Consider the following 14,141-nt stretch of genomic DNA (forward strand, 5'->3'; position numbering starts at 1 on the left):
ACTCCCGTTGGGATTCTTTGAGATTTGGCCATGGTCGTGGGCAGAAGGTCACATGGCATTCAGGAACCCTAGGCGCTTAGAGAGTTTGCGGCAAATTATTTCGCCGCCTGCCTCGTTTGAGCAAGAAAATTAATCCTGATGCTTGCGGATCGATGGAATGGCGAACAGGTGCCTGCTCTCTCTCGGCAATTCCGGGCGCCAGCACTGCTGACCTCTCGTGAGTCCAAGTATGCCGCGCTCAACGCGCTTTGGGCCCAAAGCTGCGCGTCGGCGCTGGAAGTCGTGCTGGAACGGACGTGAGAAATCATGCTGGCCTTGACTGTCGTTCTGGTGCAGCCTTGCAGGATCGGACCGGTGTGGCTGGCTTTGGCGACACCGGTTCTTCGCCGGTCGGGTAGGATCATCCGTCCCGATCCGCGACCGCAGCACGACGCGGACGGCACGGCACGAGCAGCACCAGAGCTTTCGCGGATAGGGTTTGCGTCGCATGAATACTTCTGACCGCCTGTCGCTGCTGGCCTGCCAGATCACCGTGCCGCCCACCACAAGCGCCGAGGCCCGCGATCGCCATCTTGCCGAGACCGCTGCAAAGGTCCGGGCCCGGCTCACCGAACGGCGCGCCGACATCGTGGTTCTGCCGGAGCTGTCCAGCATCGACTATTCCCGCGCGGCCTTTGACCATCTCGACGAGATATCGGAGCCGCTCGACGGGGCGTCATTCCGGACGTGGGCGGCGCTCGCCATCGAGTTTGGCGTGCATGTCAGTTACGGGTTTGCCCGGCGCGACGCGACGGGCACCCATATCGCCTGTGCGGTCGTCACGCCCGACGGCACGTTGGCCGGGCATTATGACAAGCTGCACCTGTGCCAATACGGCGCCTCGATGGAGAAGGAGTATTTCTCCGGCGGCAGCGGCATTTTCACCTTTGACGTCAAGAGCTTCACCCTCGCGCCGATCATCTGTTACGACATCCGCTTTCCCGAGCTGTCGCGCACGCTCGTGCTGCAGCACGGTGTCGATGTCATCCTGCACAGCGGGGCGTATTTCAGGGATCCGAGCTTTCCCACCTGGCATGCCTTTGCCACCACGCGCGCCCTTGAAAACCAGGTGTTCTTCCTGTCGCTGAACCGCGCGGGGCTGGACTATGGCAACTCGCTGTTCTGCTATCCCTGGATGGATGAAACCCGCGGTCCGCAGCATTTTTCCGAGCATGACGAAGACTTTCGCCACATCGAGATCGACCGGCAACGCATGCAGGACGCGCGCGCCGATTACACGTTCCTGAAGGACCGCCGGGACAGCTACGATCTGCCCCGTGCCGGAGCCTCGATGACGTCGCGACCCTGAGAAATTTTCGATTACCGAACACAGACATACAACCGGGAGACACGCACCATGACCAAGGCTTCTGCAGCAACCAAGGACATCGACAATCCCTGCCGCGCCCGGGTGCGCGCGAATTACACTGCCGAAGAAGCTGCGCTGCTCAAGTCTCTCGCCTCCGGCATCAAGCTGTCCAGGGAAGAGCGCGAAAAGGCCGCTGCCGCCGGTGCGCAATACGTCAAACGCGTTCGCAGCGAGACCAAGCCGTCGATGATGGAGGCGTTTCTGGCCGAATATGGCCTGTCGACCTCGGAAGGGGTGGGCCTGATGTGTCTGGCCGAGGCGCTGCTCAGGGTGCCGGATGCGGAAACCATCGACGACCTGATCGAAGACAAGGTGGCCCCCTCCAACTGGGGTGCGCACCTCGGCCATTCCTCATCGTCGCTGGTCAATGCCTCGACCTGGGCGCTGATGCTGACCGGCAAGGTGCTGGACGATGAGCCCAAGGGCCCGGCGCGGGCCTTGCGTGGGCTGGTCAAGCGCCTGGGCGAGCCGGTGGTGCGCAACGCGGTCGGCCAGTCGATGAAGGTGCTGGGCCGTCAGTTCGTGCTTGGCCAGACCATCGAAGAGGGCATGAAGAACGCCCGCGAGTTGGAGAAGAAGGGCTACACCTATTCCTACGACATGCTGGGCGAAGCGGCGCGCACCGATGCCGACGCCGTTCGTTATCACGCCGCCTATGCCAAAGCGATCAGCGCGATTGCCAAGCAGGCCAAGGGCGATGTCCGCTCATCCCCCGGCATCTCGGTCAAGCTCTCGGCGCTGCATCCGCGCTATGAATACACCCACAAGGACACGGTGATGGCGGAACTGGTGCCACGCGCGGTCGAACTGGTGAAACAGGCTGCGGCCGCGGGCATCGGCTTCAACATCGACGCCGAGGAGCAGGACCGGCTCGACCTGTCGCTCGACGTTATCGAAGCGATGATGGCGACGCCAGAACTGGCCGGTTGGGACGGCTTCGGCGTGGTCGTGCAGGCCTATGGCCGCCGCGCCGGGCCGGTGATCGAGACGCTCTATGACATGGCCGAGCGCTACGATCGCAAGATCATGGTGCGGCTGGTCAAGGGCGCCTACTGGGACACCGAGATCAAGCTGGCGCAGGAACTTGGCGTCGAGCGCTTCCCGGTCTTCACCCGCAAGAACAACACCGACGTCAGCTACATGGCCTGTGCGCAGATGCTGCTGGACCGGCGCGACCGGATCTATCCGCAGTTCGCCACCCACAACGCCCACACCTGCGCCGCCGTCGTGCAGATGGCCGGCAATGACAAGGACAGCTTCGAATTCCAGCGCCTGCATGGCATGGGCGAATCCCTGCACCAGATCGTCAAGGAGTCCGAGGGCACCCGCTGCCGCATCTATGCGCCGGTGGGCGCGCACCAGGATCTGCTGGCCTATCTTGTCCGGCGCCTGCTGGAAAACGGGGCGAACTCGTCCTTCGTCAACCAGATCGTCGATCCCGCCATTCCCGCCGAGGCGATTTCCCGCGACCCGGTGAGCGAGATGGAAAAGCTGGGCGATCAGATCCCCAATCCGACGATCCGGCAACCCTCCGAATTGTTCGCGCCCTACCGGCGCAATTCCAAGGGCTACCGCATCAACGAACCGGCCTCGATCCTGCCGCTGATGGCGGCGCGCGAGGAATTCGCCGATGCCACCTGGGATGCGGGTCCCATGCTGGCCGGTGGCCGCGTCTCGAACGGGCCAAAGCGTGAAATCCATTCGCCGGCTGACAGCGGCCGGCGCGTCGGCACCATTCAGGAAGCCTCGGCCGAGGATGTCGCCGCCGCGCTGGATGCCGCCGAAGAGGGCTTCAAGGAATGGTCGGCGCGCCCGGCTTCGGAACGCGCCGAGGTGCTGCGCAAGCTGGCCGACATGTACGAGGACCACACCGCCGAACTGACCGCGATCACCACGCGCGAGGCTGGCAAGACGGTGCTCGACGGTATCGCCGAGGTACGCGAAGCGGTTGATTTCCTGCGCTTTTACGCCGACGAGGCCGAGAGGCTGGACGAAGAGGAACCGGGCAGCCCGCGCGGCATTTTTGTCTGCATCAGCCCGTGGAACTTCCCGCTGGCCATCTTCACCGGCCAGATCGCCGCGGCGCTGGCCGTGGGCAATGCGGTGCTGGCAAAACCCGCCGAGCAGACCCCGATCATCGCCGCCCGTGCGGTGCAGATGATGCGCGACTGCGGCTTGCCAGAGGCGGCCCTGCAACTGCTGCCCGGCGACGGGCCCACGGTGGGCGGGCCGCTGACCAGCGATTCGCGCATCGCCGGGGTCTGTTTCACCGGCTCGACCGAGGTGGCAATGATCATCCACAAGGCGCTGGCAAAGAACGCCGGCCCCGACGCGGTGCTGATCGCCGAAACCGGCGGCCTCAACGCGATGATCGTCGATTCCACTGCGCTGCCCGAGCAAGCCGTGCGCGACATCCTGATCTCGTCGTTCCAGTCCGCCGGTCAGCGCTGTTCGGCGCTGCGAATCCTCTATGTGCAGGAGGATGTGCACGACAAGCTGATGGAGATGCTCTCCGGCGCGCTCGACGCGCTGGTGATCGGTGACAGCTGGAATCTCGATGTCGATGTCTCGCCTGTGATCGACGCCGACGCGCAGCGCGACATCATGGGTTACATCGACCAGCACCGGAAGGCAGGCACGCTGATCAAGACCCTGCCAGCCCCCGAGGGCGGCACCTATGTCACCCCGGCCATCGTCAAGGTCGGCGGCATCGCCGACATGGAGCGCGAGATCTTCGGTCCCGTCCTGCATGTCGCGACCTTCAAGGCCAACGAGATCGACAAGGTCGTCGATGCTATCAACGCCCGCCAGTATGGCCTGACCTTCGGGTTGCACACCCGGATCGACGACCGGGTCGAGCAGATCATCGAACGCATCGAGGTGGGCAACTGCTACGTCAACCGCAACCAGATCGGTGCCATTGTCGGCAGCCAGCCCTTCGGCGGCGAAGGCCTGTCCGGGACCGGCCCCAAGGCCGGCGGCCCGCTCTACCTGACGCGCTTCCGCAAGGTCGGCAGGACGGACACCTACCCCGCCCCGTCAGGGACTGCGATCGACCGCAAGACGCTGACCGCGGCGCTTTCGTCGCTCGACGCGCGCAACTGGGCGGCGCGACCCGACCGGGTGCAGACATTGCGCACGGCCCTCAGTGACCGCACGGGCGTGGTGCGCAAGGCCCTGTCGGAAACCGCGGCCTTTGACATGGCGCCGCAGACGCTGCCGGGGCCGACGGGCGAGAGCAACCGGCTGAGCACCTACCCACGCGGGAACGTGCTCTGCCTTGGCCCGACGCCCGAGATCGCCCTGGCGCAGGCGGTGCAGGCGCTCGGCGCCGGCTGCGGCGCCGTGATCGCGGTTCCGGGCGGCGCGGCGCTGGCCAGGCCGTTGTCGGACGCCGGCGCGCCTGTGACGTCACTTGATGGCACTGTCGACGCCGATGTGCTGAAGGAGGTCGACGGCTGTGACGTCGTCTCGGCCGCGGGCGCCTCGGACTGGACGGCCAGCTTGCGCATCGCCCTGTCGCAGCGCGATGGACCGATCGTTCCGCTGGTGGTCGACGCGATCGCGCCCGAACGCTACGTCCTCGAGCGCCACCTGTGCGTCGACACCACGGCCGCGGGCGGCAACGCCAAACTGCTGGCGTCGGCGTCGTAAGGCGCACCTTGGGCCTGCCCGATTTCTCATCGGGCAGGTCAGAGTTCAGTGCGCCAGTCCTGAGGTGCTTCGGGACCGCCAATTAAAAAGGGCGTGAGGGATGCTTACGTCATGCCACTTGAGACCGTGGTGCCTTTCAGGCTCATCGGTTGACGAACAACGAAAGGTGCAATCCACAGCTGGTCAGGGGGCGCTGCCCCCGTCGCCATGGGCGACTCCCCCGAGGGTATTTTCGGCAAGAGGAAGCCTGAAGGGTTACTCTGCAGGGCTGGCGAGGCGGTAGGTTTGCAGTTCTTCGGGCAGCAGCAGGTAGACCTCGTCCGGCGGGGTGGCGAGGGCGTGGCGCATGATCAGCGGGTCGATGCCCATCTCGGCGAGGTAGGTCATGACCTCGCCCTGGCCGCGCTGGATGTCCTCGACGGCGACAAAGGCGGGCAGCAGGGAGTTTTCGCCGAAGTAATGCTGATGAACGCCGACCGAGGCCTCGGGGTCGATCCGTCGGGTGGTGCCGCCGGCGAGCAGGTAGGGGCAGGCGGAATAGCAGACCTCGCCGGCCAGCATCCTGGTGCCGATGCCTTGGAGGCGGAGGTGGCGGCCGAGGGTGAGGGCCTCGCCCACCGCGCCGCCGGGGGATTGCAGGATCAGGCTGTCTGGCGGGGTGTCGGCGGCGGTGAGCTGGTCAATGATGCGGTCTGCGTCGCCTTCGGCGATGGTGCCTTCGAGGCGCCAGGTGTCATCGGCACCGGGGGTCAGGACCAGCCGGCGGGGCAGGTCGCCGGGATCACGCAGCGGCTGGGTCGCAGGACGGTCGCGGCGTGGGTTGTAGACCCGGCGCTGGTCGCCGGGGCGGACCGGTTCCGACAGGCGCGGCGTGTCGGTCCAGAGCCTGGGCAGGCGCAGCCCGCCTTGCTGCACGTCGCCCAGCACCAGCAGAACGCCGATGCCGACCTGAAACAGCAGCACGCCGGTCAGGATGCGGGCGATGCCGGAGCCGGGGGTCATGGGGTCTTGCCGGTGAGCGGGTGGATCTTGCCCGGCTCCTTGGGCGGTTCGGCAGGGGCCTCTGGCGCGGGTTCGGCCGGCGCGGCAGGCGTGCTGTCGGGGATCTGGCGCATGGCGGTTTCCACGTCGCGCACGGCGGCCAGGGCGGCGCGCAGCTCGGCCAGGGTCAGGGTGTCCTCGACGCTGGCGCCCTCGCGGCCACCGCGGATCGCGGCCTGGGTGATGGCGAGGATGAAGACCAGCACCGCCGGCAGCAGGTCGATGGCGATGGCCCCGGCCCAGGAGGGCACGAAGTTGCCGGCGTAGCGGATCACCGCATCGGCCGAGGAAAGCGGCGCATAGCTGACCTCTGGCGGCGGGGCGAGGGTGCGCACGTCGCGGGCGGCGCTTTCCAGCGTGGCGGCGCGGCGCGCCAGCACGTCGAGCACCGAGGTGATGGTGGCGGCCTGGTCGCCCCGGCGTTCCTCGGTGGTGGCGTCGAGCGTCGGCAGCACTACCGAGGCCGAGAGGTCCTGCGCCGCCCGTTCCACCAGCGGCGCCACGGACAGCTGGCGCAGCTGGGTGATCAGCCCCTGCAGCTCCACCGCCAGTTCGGAAAACTCGACCGAGCGCGGCTCGACCGCGCCGCGTTCGACCGTCAGGGCGCGCATCTGGCTGAGCAGCACGTTGCCCTGGGTGAAGGCGGCCTCGACCCGCGGGGTCTGGGCGGCGATCTGCGCCTCGAGCGCCGCCAGCTCTTCGGATTTCTGCCGCAGTACCCGAAAGACCGCGCCGCGCCCGGCGAGGCCCGAGAGATTGCCGTTGGCCTCCTGCTCGGAGAGGTCCTGAAAGCCCTGGCGGGCGCGGGCGACGTCACGCTCCAGCGCCTGGCCGCTCAGCGCGACCTCATGGGCGCGCTCCAGCGAGGTCTGGTAGCGTTGCACCGTTTCGGCCAGGTGCTGCTCGACCGCGGCGGACCCCGCAAGCGCGGCGGCATTGAGCCAGGAGGACATGGCGACAATCGCCAATGATCCCAGGCCCATGGCCGCCAGCAGGCCGATCCGCGCCTGCGCCGTGCGCACCGCCGGAAAGAGCCGCATCATGTAGGACCAGAAGACGAAGATGCCGACCGAGACCGCCACCGAATAGGCGATGGCGGCAAAGACCGACATGGCGCCGTTCTCGTCCAGAAGCGACGACACCCCAAGGTAGGTATAGATGCCCGAGGCCACCGCCAGCACCCCGAGCGCCGTGCCGGAGAAGGTCTCGAGCCAGCCGAGATGGCCCTGCAATTCGCGCGCATAGCGCACGCCTCGCGCCTGCGTTTCTGTCAGTTCGGTCTCTGGGGCCATGCTGTCCTCGAAGGTTGCCAGCTTTGAAAATATGGGCGCAGCGGGATTTGGCAACGGATCCGCCCGGGGGGATTGCCAACGTTCGTGGTATGTTCCAGTATTAACTGGATGCAGAGCCTGATCCGACCCGAAACCGCCCCCGATCTCATGCCCGGCCAGCTTCTGGCGCGCGGGGTCTGTCGTCACATGAGCGCGCTGGGGTTCGTCACGGTCGAGGAACTGGTGGTGACCCGCGGGCTCAGGGTCGACGTGATGGCGCTGGGACCCAAGGGCGAGCTCTGGGTGATCGAGTGCAAATCCTCGCGCAGCGACTACATGACCGACCGCAAGTGGCAGGGCTATCTGGAGTGGTGCGACCGTTATTTCTGGGCGGTCGATGCCGAGTTTCCGACAGACCTGCTGCCAGAGGGCACCGGGCTGATCATTGCCGATGCCTATGACGGCGAAGTGCTGCGGATGGGCGAAGAGAGCAAGCTCGCGCCGGCGCGGCGCAAGAAGATGATCCAGTGTTTCGCCACCCATGCCGCACGCCGCTTGCAGGCGCTGCGCGATCCGGGGGCGCGAATCGAGCTCTAGGGCTCAGCCGCGCTTGCCGGCCTTTTCGGCGGCCATGGCGGCGGCCACGATCTCTTCGGCGATCTCGCGCGCTTCGTCGGGCTCGAAATCCATCGGAATCTCGATACTGTCGGCGCTGACGAAAAGGCGCACCATGCCGGCGTCGGTGGGGCCGATCTGAAGATTGGCCTCGATGTCACGTTCGGAATTGATACCCATGATAGCCTCCTTCTGGCCGCCTCTGGCGAGGCTGGCTTGGGCTACAGGAGGCGGGGCGGAAAGGCAAGGGATGCAGGGCGTTGCACTGAGAGGACTGGAGGCGGGCGATGTCGACTGGCTGACCCGGACGCATGGCCGGCTTTATGCCCGCGACGAGGGCTTTGACGAGAGCTTCGAGGTGTTGGTGGGGCAGGTGCTGGCGCGCTTCGTGGCCGGGCATGACCCGGCGCGCGAGCGTGGCTTCATTGCCCGTCGGGATGGCAAGCGCCTCGGCAGCATCCTCTGTGCCCGCGAGGACGACGTAACCGCGCGGTTGCGGCTGTTTCTCTTGCTGCCCGAGGCGCGGGGGCAGGGGCTGGGGCGGTGGATGCTGGGGGAGTGTCAAAACTTTGCCCGGCAGGCCGGCTATCTCCGCATGGTGCTCTCGACCCACCGCAGCCACGCCGCCGCCTGCGCGCTTTACGCAAGCACCGGCTGGCAGCTTCTGGACAGCCGACCGGTGACCAGCTTTGGCGTCGCGCTGGAAGAGATGCGCTGGCAGATCGATTTGTGACAGGAGAGGGCAGATTTTTCGCCGCAAACGGCTTGCAATCGACGCGCGGCAGAGCTATTCCGCCTGCCAGTGCCGCCTTAGCTCAGTAGGTTAGAGCGCTTGATTGTGGATCAAGAGGTCGCCCGTTCGAACCGGGCAGGCGGTACCATTTCAAACCAATAGGTTACATGCCGATCCTTGTGTGGATAAGGCTGTTTAGTCTCTTTTTAGTCACATGAATCGCAGGAATTTAACGGGCTCAGCGAGGGTTTTAACTAGATTCTCGTCCGCCAAATTTGGTGTGTTATCGACAGGATCGTGGGTCATATCGGTGCGCGTCCTCGCTCTGCAACGTGACATGCCAATGAGTCACCAAAAGCGGAATCTGCCTCGACAACAGGGTTGGCGGGCCTTTCCGAGACCGCGAGAAGGCCTGTCCGAGATCTTCTAGCTTATCCACGAGAAATAGCAGCGAATAGCGCAAGACGCTGTCTTGGATTAGCTTTTCCGTCCTCTCGCCGTTTTTTGCGCGTTTTTCCAGGTTTATTCTCCGCCGACAACCCGTTGGGCCAATATTGCTCGGCTGGCGGAACGAGCGGAGAGCCCTGAAGATCACCGAACTGAAGTCGATCCCTGACACCTGGAAGCGGATGCCGTGCGAGATGTACGCGCGACGCTTCCTGGAGGATATCATATGGTCGACCGGCAGGCACAGTCCGCATTGAGGGTCGGTGGCTTCTAAAGCGCTGCGCGGCCGGACCTGCCGCCCAGGTCGAGCTCGCCCTATACCGCGAACTGATCGATGCTGCCGTGAAAGCCCTGTACGGCGTGCGCTTGGTCGGCATAAGGACTTTTTGTTGCGGTGAATGATGAATGCTGTCCGGTCAAGGAAGAAGACGCCAAGGTGCTTGGGGTCTGCTCCACGCGCGCCTGCTCCCAGTCAATCCGCAACACCTATACAACTTGGTGCGCAGGCGCTCGGAGGTCCCAGGAAGAGAGCTGCCACGCGTTGTCGGTTTTGCTGGCGATCGCCCGGCATCCTGGTGGCCCGGTTCACCAAATTGGCACCAGATATCCGGGGCAGCGGACAAGACCTCACATACCGGTGGCTTTCTGATCAAAAATGTGTGCGTCGAAAGGCTCGTAGCTCTCGGCGCACGACCGCTTCCAGCGATCCAAGTACCCAAACTGTTCCTGTTCATCGCGCAGCAGGAATCCGTTGGGCAGGTATGGCCAAATCTCTTGACCCGTCACTATGTCCCGGTCGCTCTCCCGCATGATCAAGTGATGTGGCAGAAAATCTATTGGGTGGCTTAGGCCGGCGGTCCCAGTCATCTCGGCGATAGCGTGCAACGTATTGGCGTGGAAGCGCGCAACTCTGGCTGACTTGTCGGGCACGTTCAGCGCACGCTGACGCAAGGGGTCCTGCGTGGCGACGCCGACCGGGCAATTGTTTGTGTGGCAAGCTTGGCCCTGAATGCAGCCGACAGCAAACATGTAACCCCGAGCCGAGTTCGCCCAGTCGGCGCCGAGCGCGAGCATCTTAAGAATCCGAAAAGAAGACACCAGTTTTCCCGAGGCGCCAATCTTTACCCGGTGACGCAAGCCCGCCCCGCGAAGGGAATTGTTCACGAAGGTCAGCCCTTCAACGAGAGGCATGCCGAGGTAATCGGCGAATTCCACCGGCGCGGCTCCGGTGCCGCCCTCTTTGCCGTCCACGACGCCTGAGATCAGTCGGCACAACGGTTATCAACTTCAATGGCGCGATGCCTGAGGTTGAGGAATAGTTCGAAGCATTCGACCCCCGCGGGGACACCGGGCAAATCTGTATCTGTGTGTCGCTCTGGGTCACATTCCAAGACGCTTGAGGCGGATTCGTGCGACACGAGCCATTTATATGGCTGTAAATCAACGTATTTTCCGGCGACTGAGCGGTTCGAAAAAGCGTTTTCGACGATTTCGCGTTTTTCCGGTGGGTCGGCGAATTCATAAAGCAAACAAAGGGTTTTCATCAGTTCGAGGAAGTCACGGCGGCGCCTAGCGATCTTGTTCGCATCAGGCAGACCGCTCAGCTGATCTCGTAGCTCCGCCAGACGCAAGCGCCCCGAACGTTGCCGTTCACTGTAAGTGCCGGCGTCGATTGTGGCGTCGAGGAGCAGGTCCGTGAGGCGATCCAGCCGTTTCTTTTCGTCGGCGATCTGTAGGCGCAGGGCTTTTGCCTTTTCTTCAGAGTCTTCCTCTAAACCTGACAACAACCACACCTTCTCCAACCGCTTCGCCGCGCGAGGTTTCAGTTGAAGCTGACGCAACCTGTATCTGATTGCGTCCTCAAGCCGGTCCTCTCGGATTGTCGCGGTCGGGCATCCGATGCGCTGGCAGCGATAATAGCAGCGCCCTTTCTGGATCTCGGGCGACATCGGGCCGGTGCATAGACCGCAACGGAACAAGCCTTGAAACAGGTGGTTGTGACGCGTGGTCTTGGGCCCTGAGCGGCCAGATTTGATATCCTGCACGCGCTGGAACAGTTTTGCGGGGATGATCGGCTCATGGACGCCGTCGAACGTGGCGCCGGTGCGGGAGATGGTGATCACGCCGGTATAGAAGGAATTGTTCAGAATGGTTTCCACACCGTGCAGCGTCAAGGGACGGTCGTTCAAGTTGCGCAAACCGCGTCGCGTGATCTCGGTCTGCAAGGTGCGCAGAGAGTATTGACCGCTGCCATAAAGCTCGAACATCTCGCGGATAAACGGAGCTTTTTTCGGATCGGGGGTCTTCGGCTTGCCCCGGCCATTGTCCAGGTAACCAATCGGCGCGCGAAAGGGGTAGAGACCCTGGCCCAGGCGACCATTGAGACCCTTGATCGTTTCCTCACGCAAATTGCGAATGTAGTCAGCGGCGATCACGGCTTGAATTTCGGCGGTAAGACGTCCGCCACGGGATCGGAAGTCCAGAGTCTCCGTGGCAACGTAGACGTCGATGCCGCGATCCGGCAGCTCGGCGAACATGACCCAATCCCGAGCATTTCTGGCGGCTCTGTCGATCTTATGGATGATCACGCCTTCAGCGGTGTGTTTTCGCAGGAGTCCAAGCATTTGGTTGAAAACCGGTCTGCCGCCTTTGGCTGCGGTCTGCTTTTCCTCAAACCACTTGGTGACCGTGAGATTGTGCTGACTCGCAAAAGCCGTGATGGCAGTCTTTTGCGCTTCGAGTGAAACCCCTTCGCCCTGCTTTTGGGTGGACACTCGAATATATCCAAAGCACGATTTCATGTGACGTCGTTTAGGTCCTCAGACTCTACCATAATCTCAGGATTTGGCGACTCCGTCTCTTCGCCCCACGGCCAAGTACCATCGGCTAGAATGCGCAGGTACATGCGGCGACAGAGATCGATATGTCTTTGTAAATGTTCGTGTTCTTTCATGTCTTCAGAATACTGGCTGTAAATCACGCGTAATAGGGGGGCTCAGTTGCGGGTGCCGCATATGGCCGGCAACGTGTTCATTGAAAACGCCGGGCTTGGAGCATTGTCGAGCATCATCCGGACGGTGGCGCGATAGTTCGGTTGCACGGTTAGAACGCGCGGCTCGATCCTGCCCAGTTGCGCTGCCAGCACCGGGGCATCCAAAGCGCCGACGCGGAATACGATCACCGTCCCGACATTCCCCAGGACCGAAGCAAAGACAGGGGCGGTGGTCTGTTGAGTGTGCTGCTGGCTGAGCACGAGGCCCAGCTTGTATTTGCGTGTTTCCGACAGCAGGTCGGCGAAGGCTTCGCTGGTGAAGGCGTGGAATTCGTCGACGTAGAGAAAGAACGGTCGCCGCCTGTTCTCCGATATGTCGTGGCGGGAAAAGGCGGCATGGGTCAGGCTGGACACCAGCAGGCCGCCAATGACATTGGACAGGTCCGAGCCCAGTCGTCCTTTGGCCAGGTTGATGATCAGCGCCTGACCTGACTCCATGATCTGGCGAAAGCGCAACGGTTCCTTTGGCTCACAAAGCGCCGTGCGCAGCACTGGGTGAGACAGAAACGCCCCGAGCTTGTTGGCGATCGGAGCAAAACCGTCTGCGGCGTTCTTGTAGTTCATCGCCGGATATTCCTCGGTCCAGAACCGACGGACCTGCGGGTCGCTAACGTGCCCAAGAACCTCAACCCGGAAGAGACGGTCGAGAAACATGCGGGGAATATCCCGCAGATCGGGATTGGGGAAATCAAGCAGTGCAAGGACCGCATGGCGCAACAGATGCTCCATGCGCACACCCCAAGCATCGGCCCACTGCTTCTTGAGCGCATCGATCAGACCGGAGGTCACCAGTGGGCGAAGCGACCGAGAGGTCTTGGTGAGCGGGTTGTACCCAAAAGGAGAGGCCGGGTCGGCGACGTTCCAATAGAGTGCCTCAGGGCAGCTATCAGACAGCGCTTCCGCCAGATCACCATGCGGGTCGATGAGGCAAAAGCCGCGACCGGCTTGATAATCCTGCTGGACCATTTGCTGAAGCAGGGTCGTTTTGCCCACGCCCGTTTGGCCAACGACATAGCAGTGCAAGAGCCGATCCTCTTGCCGGATAGAAAAAGGCCGCTCGCCATGGCGCGAGTAAGCCAGGCCAAGGAATGTGGGGTTGTCCAGAAGAAAAGTCATGCTGCCAATTCTCACTTTGCTGGCTCAGTGTGAGTAGTGGCCCTTCTCTGCGAGTGGGACCTGCGGATTCCGCAGATTGGGGGGAGTTGCAGCCGATGCTCGGTCTCTGAACAATAAGAATAGATCGTTCTTTCTCTCCTTTCGAGGGGTGCGCCTGAAAGCCTTTCGGGCGGCCACCCTACGGAAGGAGAAAAAACATGGGGTCCAAGAAAACCCAAGTATGGGATTTGGTCGGCGCCTATCCGATCTGCCAGATCTGCGGCTCTGAAAAAGTGGTGCGGGACGCCTGGGCGGAGTGGAGCATGGCCAGCCAGGAGTGGATCTTGAAGGCGATCTTCGATCACTTCAGCTGTGAAAATTGCGGTGACACCGGCGTTCCGGACTGGCATCTGGACGAGGACTTCCGGAGGTTGCGCATTCAGCGTCTCAACGATCTGTTGCGGCGAGGGCAAGCCGATCACGCCACCATCGTCATGACCGCCGGAGTGCAAGCAGAAGGTGACGCTTTTGTGCACCGAGCCATGGAAGAGACCATGCAGTTTGACGACTTCTGTGAGGACAACGATCCGCATGGCGAGCATGATTTCGGGGCTTTCGAAATCGACGGGCAGAAGCTCTTCTTCAAGATCGACTACTTCGATTTGGAACTGCAGCAGCACTCCCGCGATGCGGCCAACCCGAATTGTACACACCGGGTGCTGACAGTCATGCTGGCCAGCGAATATTGATGTCAATCGGCATGCAATTTTGACCCCCTATCGGCGTCCAAAAATGACCCCCTGTTTGGCGCACGTGTAGCTGGCC

11 protein-coding genes and 1 tRNA gene are annotated in these 14,141 nt (G+C 62.9%); 6 read left to right on the forward strand and 6 right to left on the reverse strand.

Going from position 1 to position 14,141, the window contains the following annotated elements; translation table 11 throughout:
- The first annotated feature begins 487 nt into the window (after nt 1-487).
- Both ACN0SE_RS18780 and putA read left to right on the forward strand, forming a co-directional pair.
- Nucleotides 488-1,348: a carbon-nitrogen hydrolase family protein gene (locus tag ACN0SE_RS18780; protein ID WP_417526065.1), complete on the forward strand. Its 861-nt coding sequence runs from the start codon at nt 488-490 to the stop codon at nt 1,346-1,348.
- A 48-nt stretch (nt 1,349-1,396) separates the two neighbouring features.
- The gene (gene putA, locus ACN0SE_RS18785) at nt 1,397-5,062 is read left to right on the forward strand and encodes a bifunctional proline dehydrogenase/L-glutamate gamma-semialdehyde dehydrogenase PutA (RefSeq protein WP_417526066.1); all 3,666 of its coding nucleotides are present in this window, start codon (nt 1,397-1,399) and stop codon (nt 5,060-5,062) included.
- Nucleotides 5,063-5,317: 255 nt separating this feature from the next.
- Here the strand turns inward: putA and ACN0SE_RS18790 are convergent, their stop codons facing one another.
- Together ACN0SE_RS18790 and ACN0SE_RS18795 are read right to left on the reverse strand one after the other, a co-directional pair.
- Entirely contained in the window at nt 5,318-6,064 is a 747-nt protein-coding gene (locus tag ACN0SE_RS18790) for a hypothetical protein (RefSeq protein WP_417526067.1), read from the reverse strand.
- Nucleotides 6,061-7,395 carry a hypothetical protein gene (locus ACN0SE_RS18795; RefSeq protein WP_417526068.1) on the reverse strand — a complete coding sequence of 445 codons (1,335 nt, stop codon included), beginning with the start codon at nt 7,393-7,395 and terminating at the stop codon, nt 6,061-6,063. The genes ACN0SE_RS18790 and ACN0SE_RS18795 overlap by 4 nt, the downstream gene beginning before the upstream one ends.
- A gap of 108 nt (nt 7,396-7,503) precedes the next feature.
- Here ACN0SE_RS18795 and ACN0SE_RS18800 point away from each other — a divergent pair, with 108 nt between their 5' ends.
- Nucleotides 7,504-7,971 carry an MmcB family DNA repair protein gene (locus ACN0SE_RS18800; RefSeq protein WP_417526069.1) on the forward strand — a complete coding sequence of 156 codons (468 nt, stop codon included), beginning with the start codon at nt 7,504-7,506 and terminating at the stop codon, nt 7,969-7,971.
- Nucleotides 7,972-7,974: 3 nt separating this feature from the next.
- On the opposite strand, the gene ACN0SE_RS18805 is transcribed toward ACN0SE_RS18800, so the two are convergent.
- Nucleotides 7,975-8,169, reverse strand: a complete 195-nt coding sequence (locus tag ACN0SE_RS18805) for a DUF6324 family protein (protein WP_417526070.1) — start codon at nt 8,167-8,169, stop codon at nt 7,975-7,977.
- A gap of 70 nt (nt 8,170-8,239) precedes the next feature.
- Between ACN0SE_RS18805 and ACN0SE_RS18810 the strand changes: the two genes are divergently transcribed.
- On the forward strand, nt 8,240-8,722 hold the full coding sequence (locus ACN0SE_RS18810) for a GNAT family N-acetyltransferase (protein ID WP_417526071.1): 483 nt from the start codon (nt 8,240-8,242) through the stop codon (nt 8,720-8,722).
- A 71-nt stretch (nt 8,723-8,793) separates the two neighbouring features.
- Nucleotides 8,794-8,870 (forward strand) — tRNA-His (locus ACN0SE_RS18815).
- Nucleotides 8,871-9,796: 926 nt separating this feature from the next.
- On the opposite strand, the gene ACN0SE_RS18820 is transcribed toward ACN0SE_RS18815, so the two are convergent.
- From ACN0SE_RS18820 to ACN0SE_RS18830, 3 genes are all read right to left on the reverse strand, one after another.
- Complete coding sequence (locus ACN0SE_RS18820; protein WP_417526072.1) at nt 9,797-10,420, reverse strand: glutamate synthase-related protein; 624 nt, start codon at nt 10,418-10,420, stop codon at nt 9,797-9,799.
- 11 nt (nt 10,421-10,431) lie between these two features.
- A complete protein-coding gene (locus tag ACN0SE_RS18825) occupies nt 10,432-11,970 on the reverse strand; it encodes a recombinase family protein (RefSeq protein ID WP_417526073.1) in 1,539 nt (512 codons plus the stop codon).
- Between the two features lie 194 nt (nt 11,971-12,164).
- Nucleotides 12,165-13,337 (reverse strand): type IV secretory system conjugative DNA transfer family protein, encoded by a 1,173-nt coding sequence (locus ACN0SE_RS18830; protein ID WP_417526074.1) that lies wholly within the window; start codon nt 13,335-13,337, stop codon nt 12,165-12,167.
- A gap of 197 nt (nt 13,338-13,534) precedes the next feature.
- Here ACN0SE_RS18830 and ACN0SE_RS18835 point away from each other — a divergent pair, with 197 nt between their 5' ends.
- Complete coding sequence (locus ACN0SE_RS18835) at nt 13,535-14,065, forward strand: DUF3768 domain-containing protein (RefSeq protein ID WP_417526075.1); 531 nt, start codon at nt 13,535-13,537, stop codon at nt 14,063-14,065.
- The last annotated feature ends 76 nt before the right edge of the window (nt 14,066-14,141 follow it).

Origin of the sequence: Marinovum sp. (genome assembly GCF_048263515.1) — a bacterium.
GTDB lineage: Bacteria > Pseudomonadota > Alphaproteobacteria > Rhodobacterales > Rhodobacteraceae > Marinovum.

Bases quoted from the DNA above. Each gene is read 5' to 3' on its own strand.
- putA (WP_417526066.1), top strand. From the start codon at position 1,397: ATGACCAAGGCTTCTGCAGCAACCAAGGACATCGACAATCCCTGCCGC.
- ACN0SE_RS18795 (WP_417526068.1), bottom strand. From the start codon at position 7,395: ATGGCCCCAGAGACCGAACTGACAGAAACGCAGGCGCGAGGCGTGCGC.
- ACN0SE_RS18790 (WP_417526067.1), bottom strand. From the start codon at position 6,064: ATGACCCCCGGCTCCGGCATCGCCCGCATCCTGACCGGCGTGCTGCTG.
- ACN0SE_RS18810 (WP_417526071.1), top strand. From the start codon at position 8,240: ATGCAGGGCGTTGCACTGAGAGGACTGGAGGCGGGCGATGTCGACTGG.
- ACN0SE_RS18835 (WP_417526075.1), top strand. From the start codon at position 13,535: ATGGGGTCCAAGAAAACCCAAGTATGGGATTTGGTCGGCGCCTATCCG.
- ACN0SE_RS18830 (WP_417526074.1), bottom strand. From the start codon at position 13,337: ATGACTTTTCTTCTGGACAACCCCACATTCCTTGGCCTGGCTTACTCG.
- ACN0SE_RS18800 (WP_417526069.1), top strand. From the start codon at position 7,504: ATGCAGAGCCTGATCCGACCCGAAACCGCCCCCGATCTCATGCCCGGC.
- ACN0SE_RS18825 (WP_417526073.1), bottom strand. From the start codon at position 11,970: ATGAAATCGTGCTTTGGATATATTCGAGTGTCCACCCAAAAGCAGGGC.
- ACN0SE_RS18780 (WP_417526065.1), top strand. From the start codon at position 488: ATGAATACTTCTGACCGCCTGTCGCTGCTGGCCTGCCAGATCACCGTG.
- ACN0SE_RS18805 (WP_417526070.1), bottom strand. From the start codon at position 8,169: ATGGGTATCAATTCCGAACGTGACATCGAGGCCAATCTTCAGATCGGC.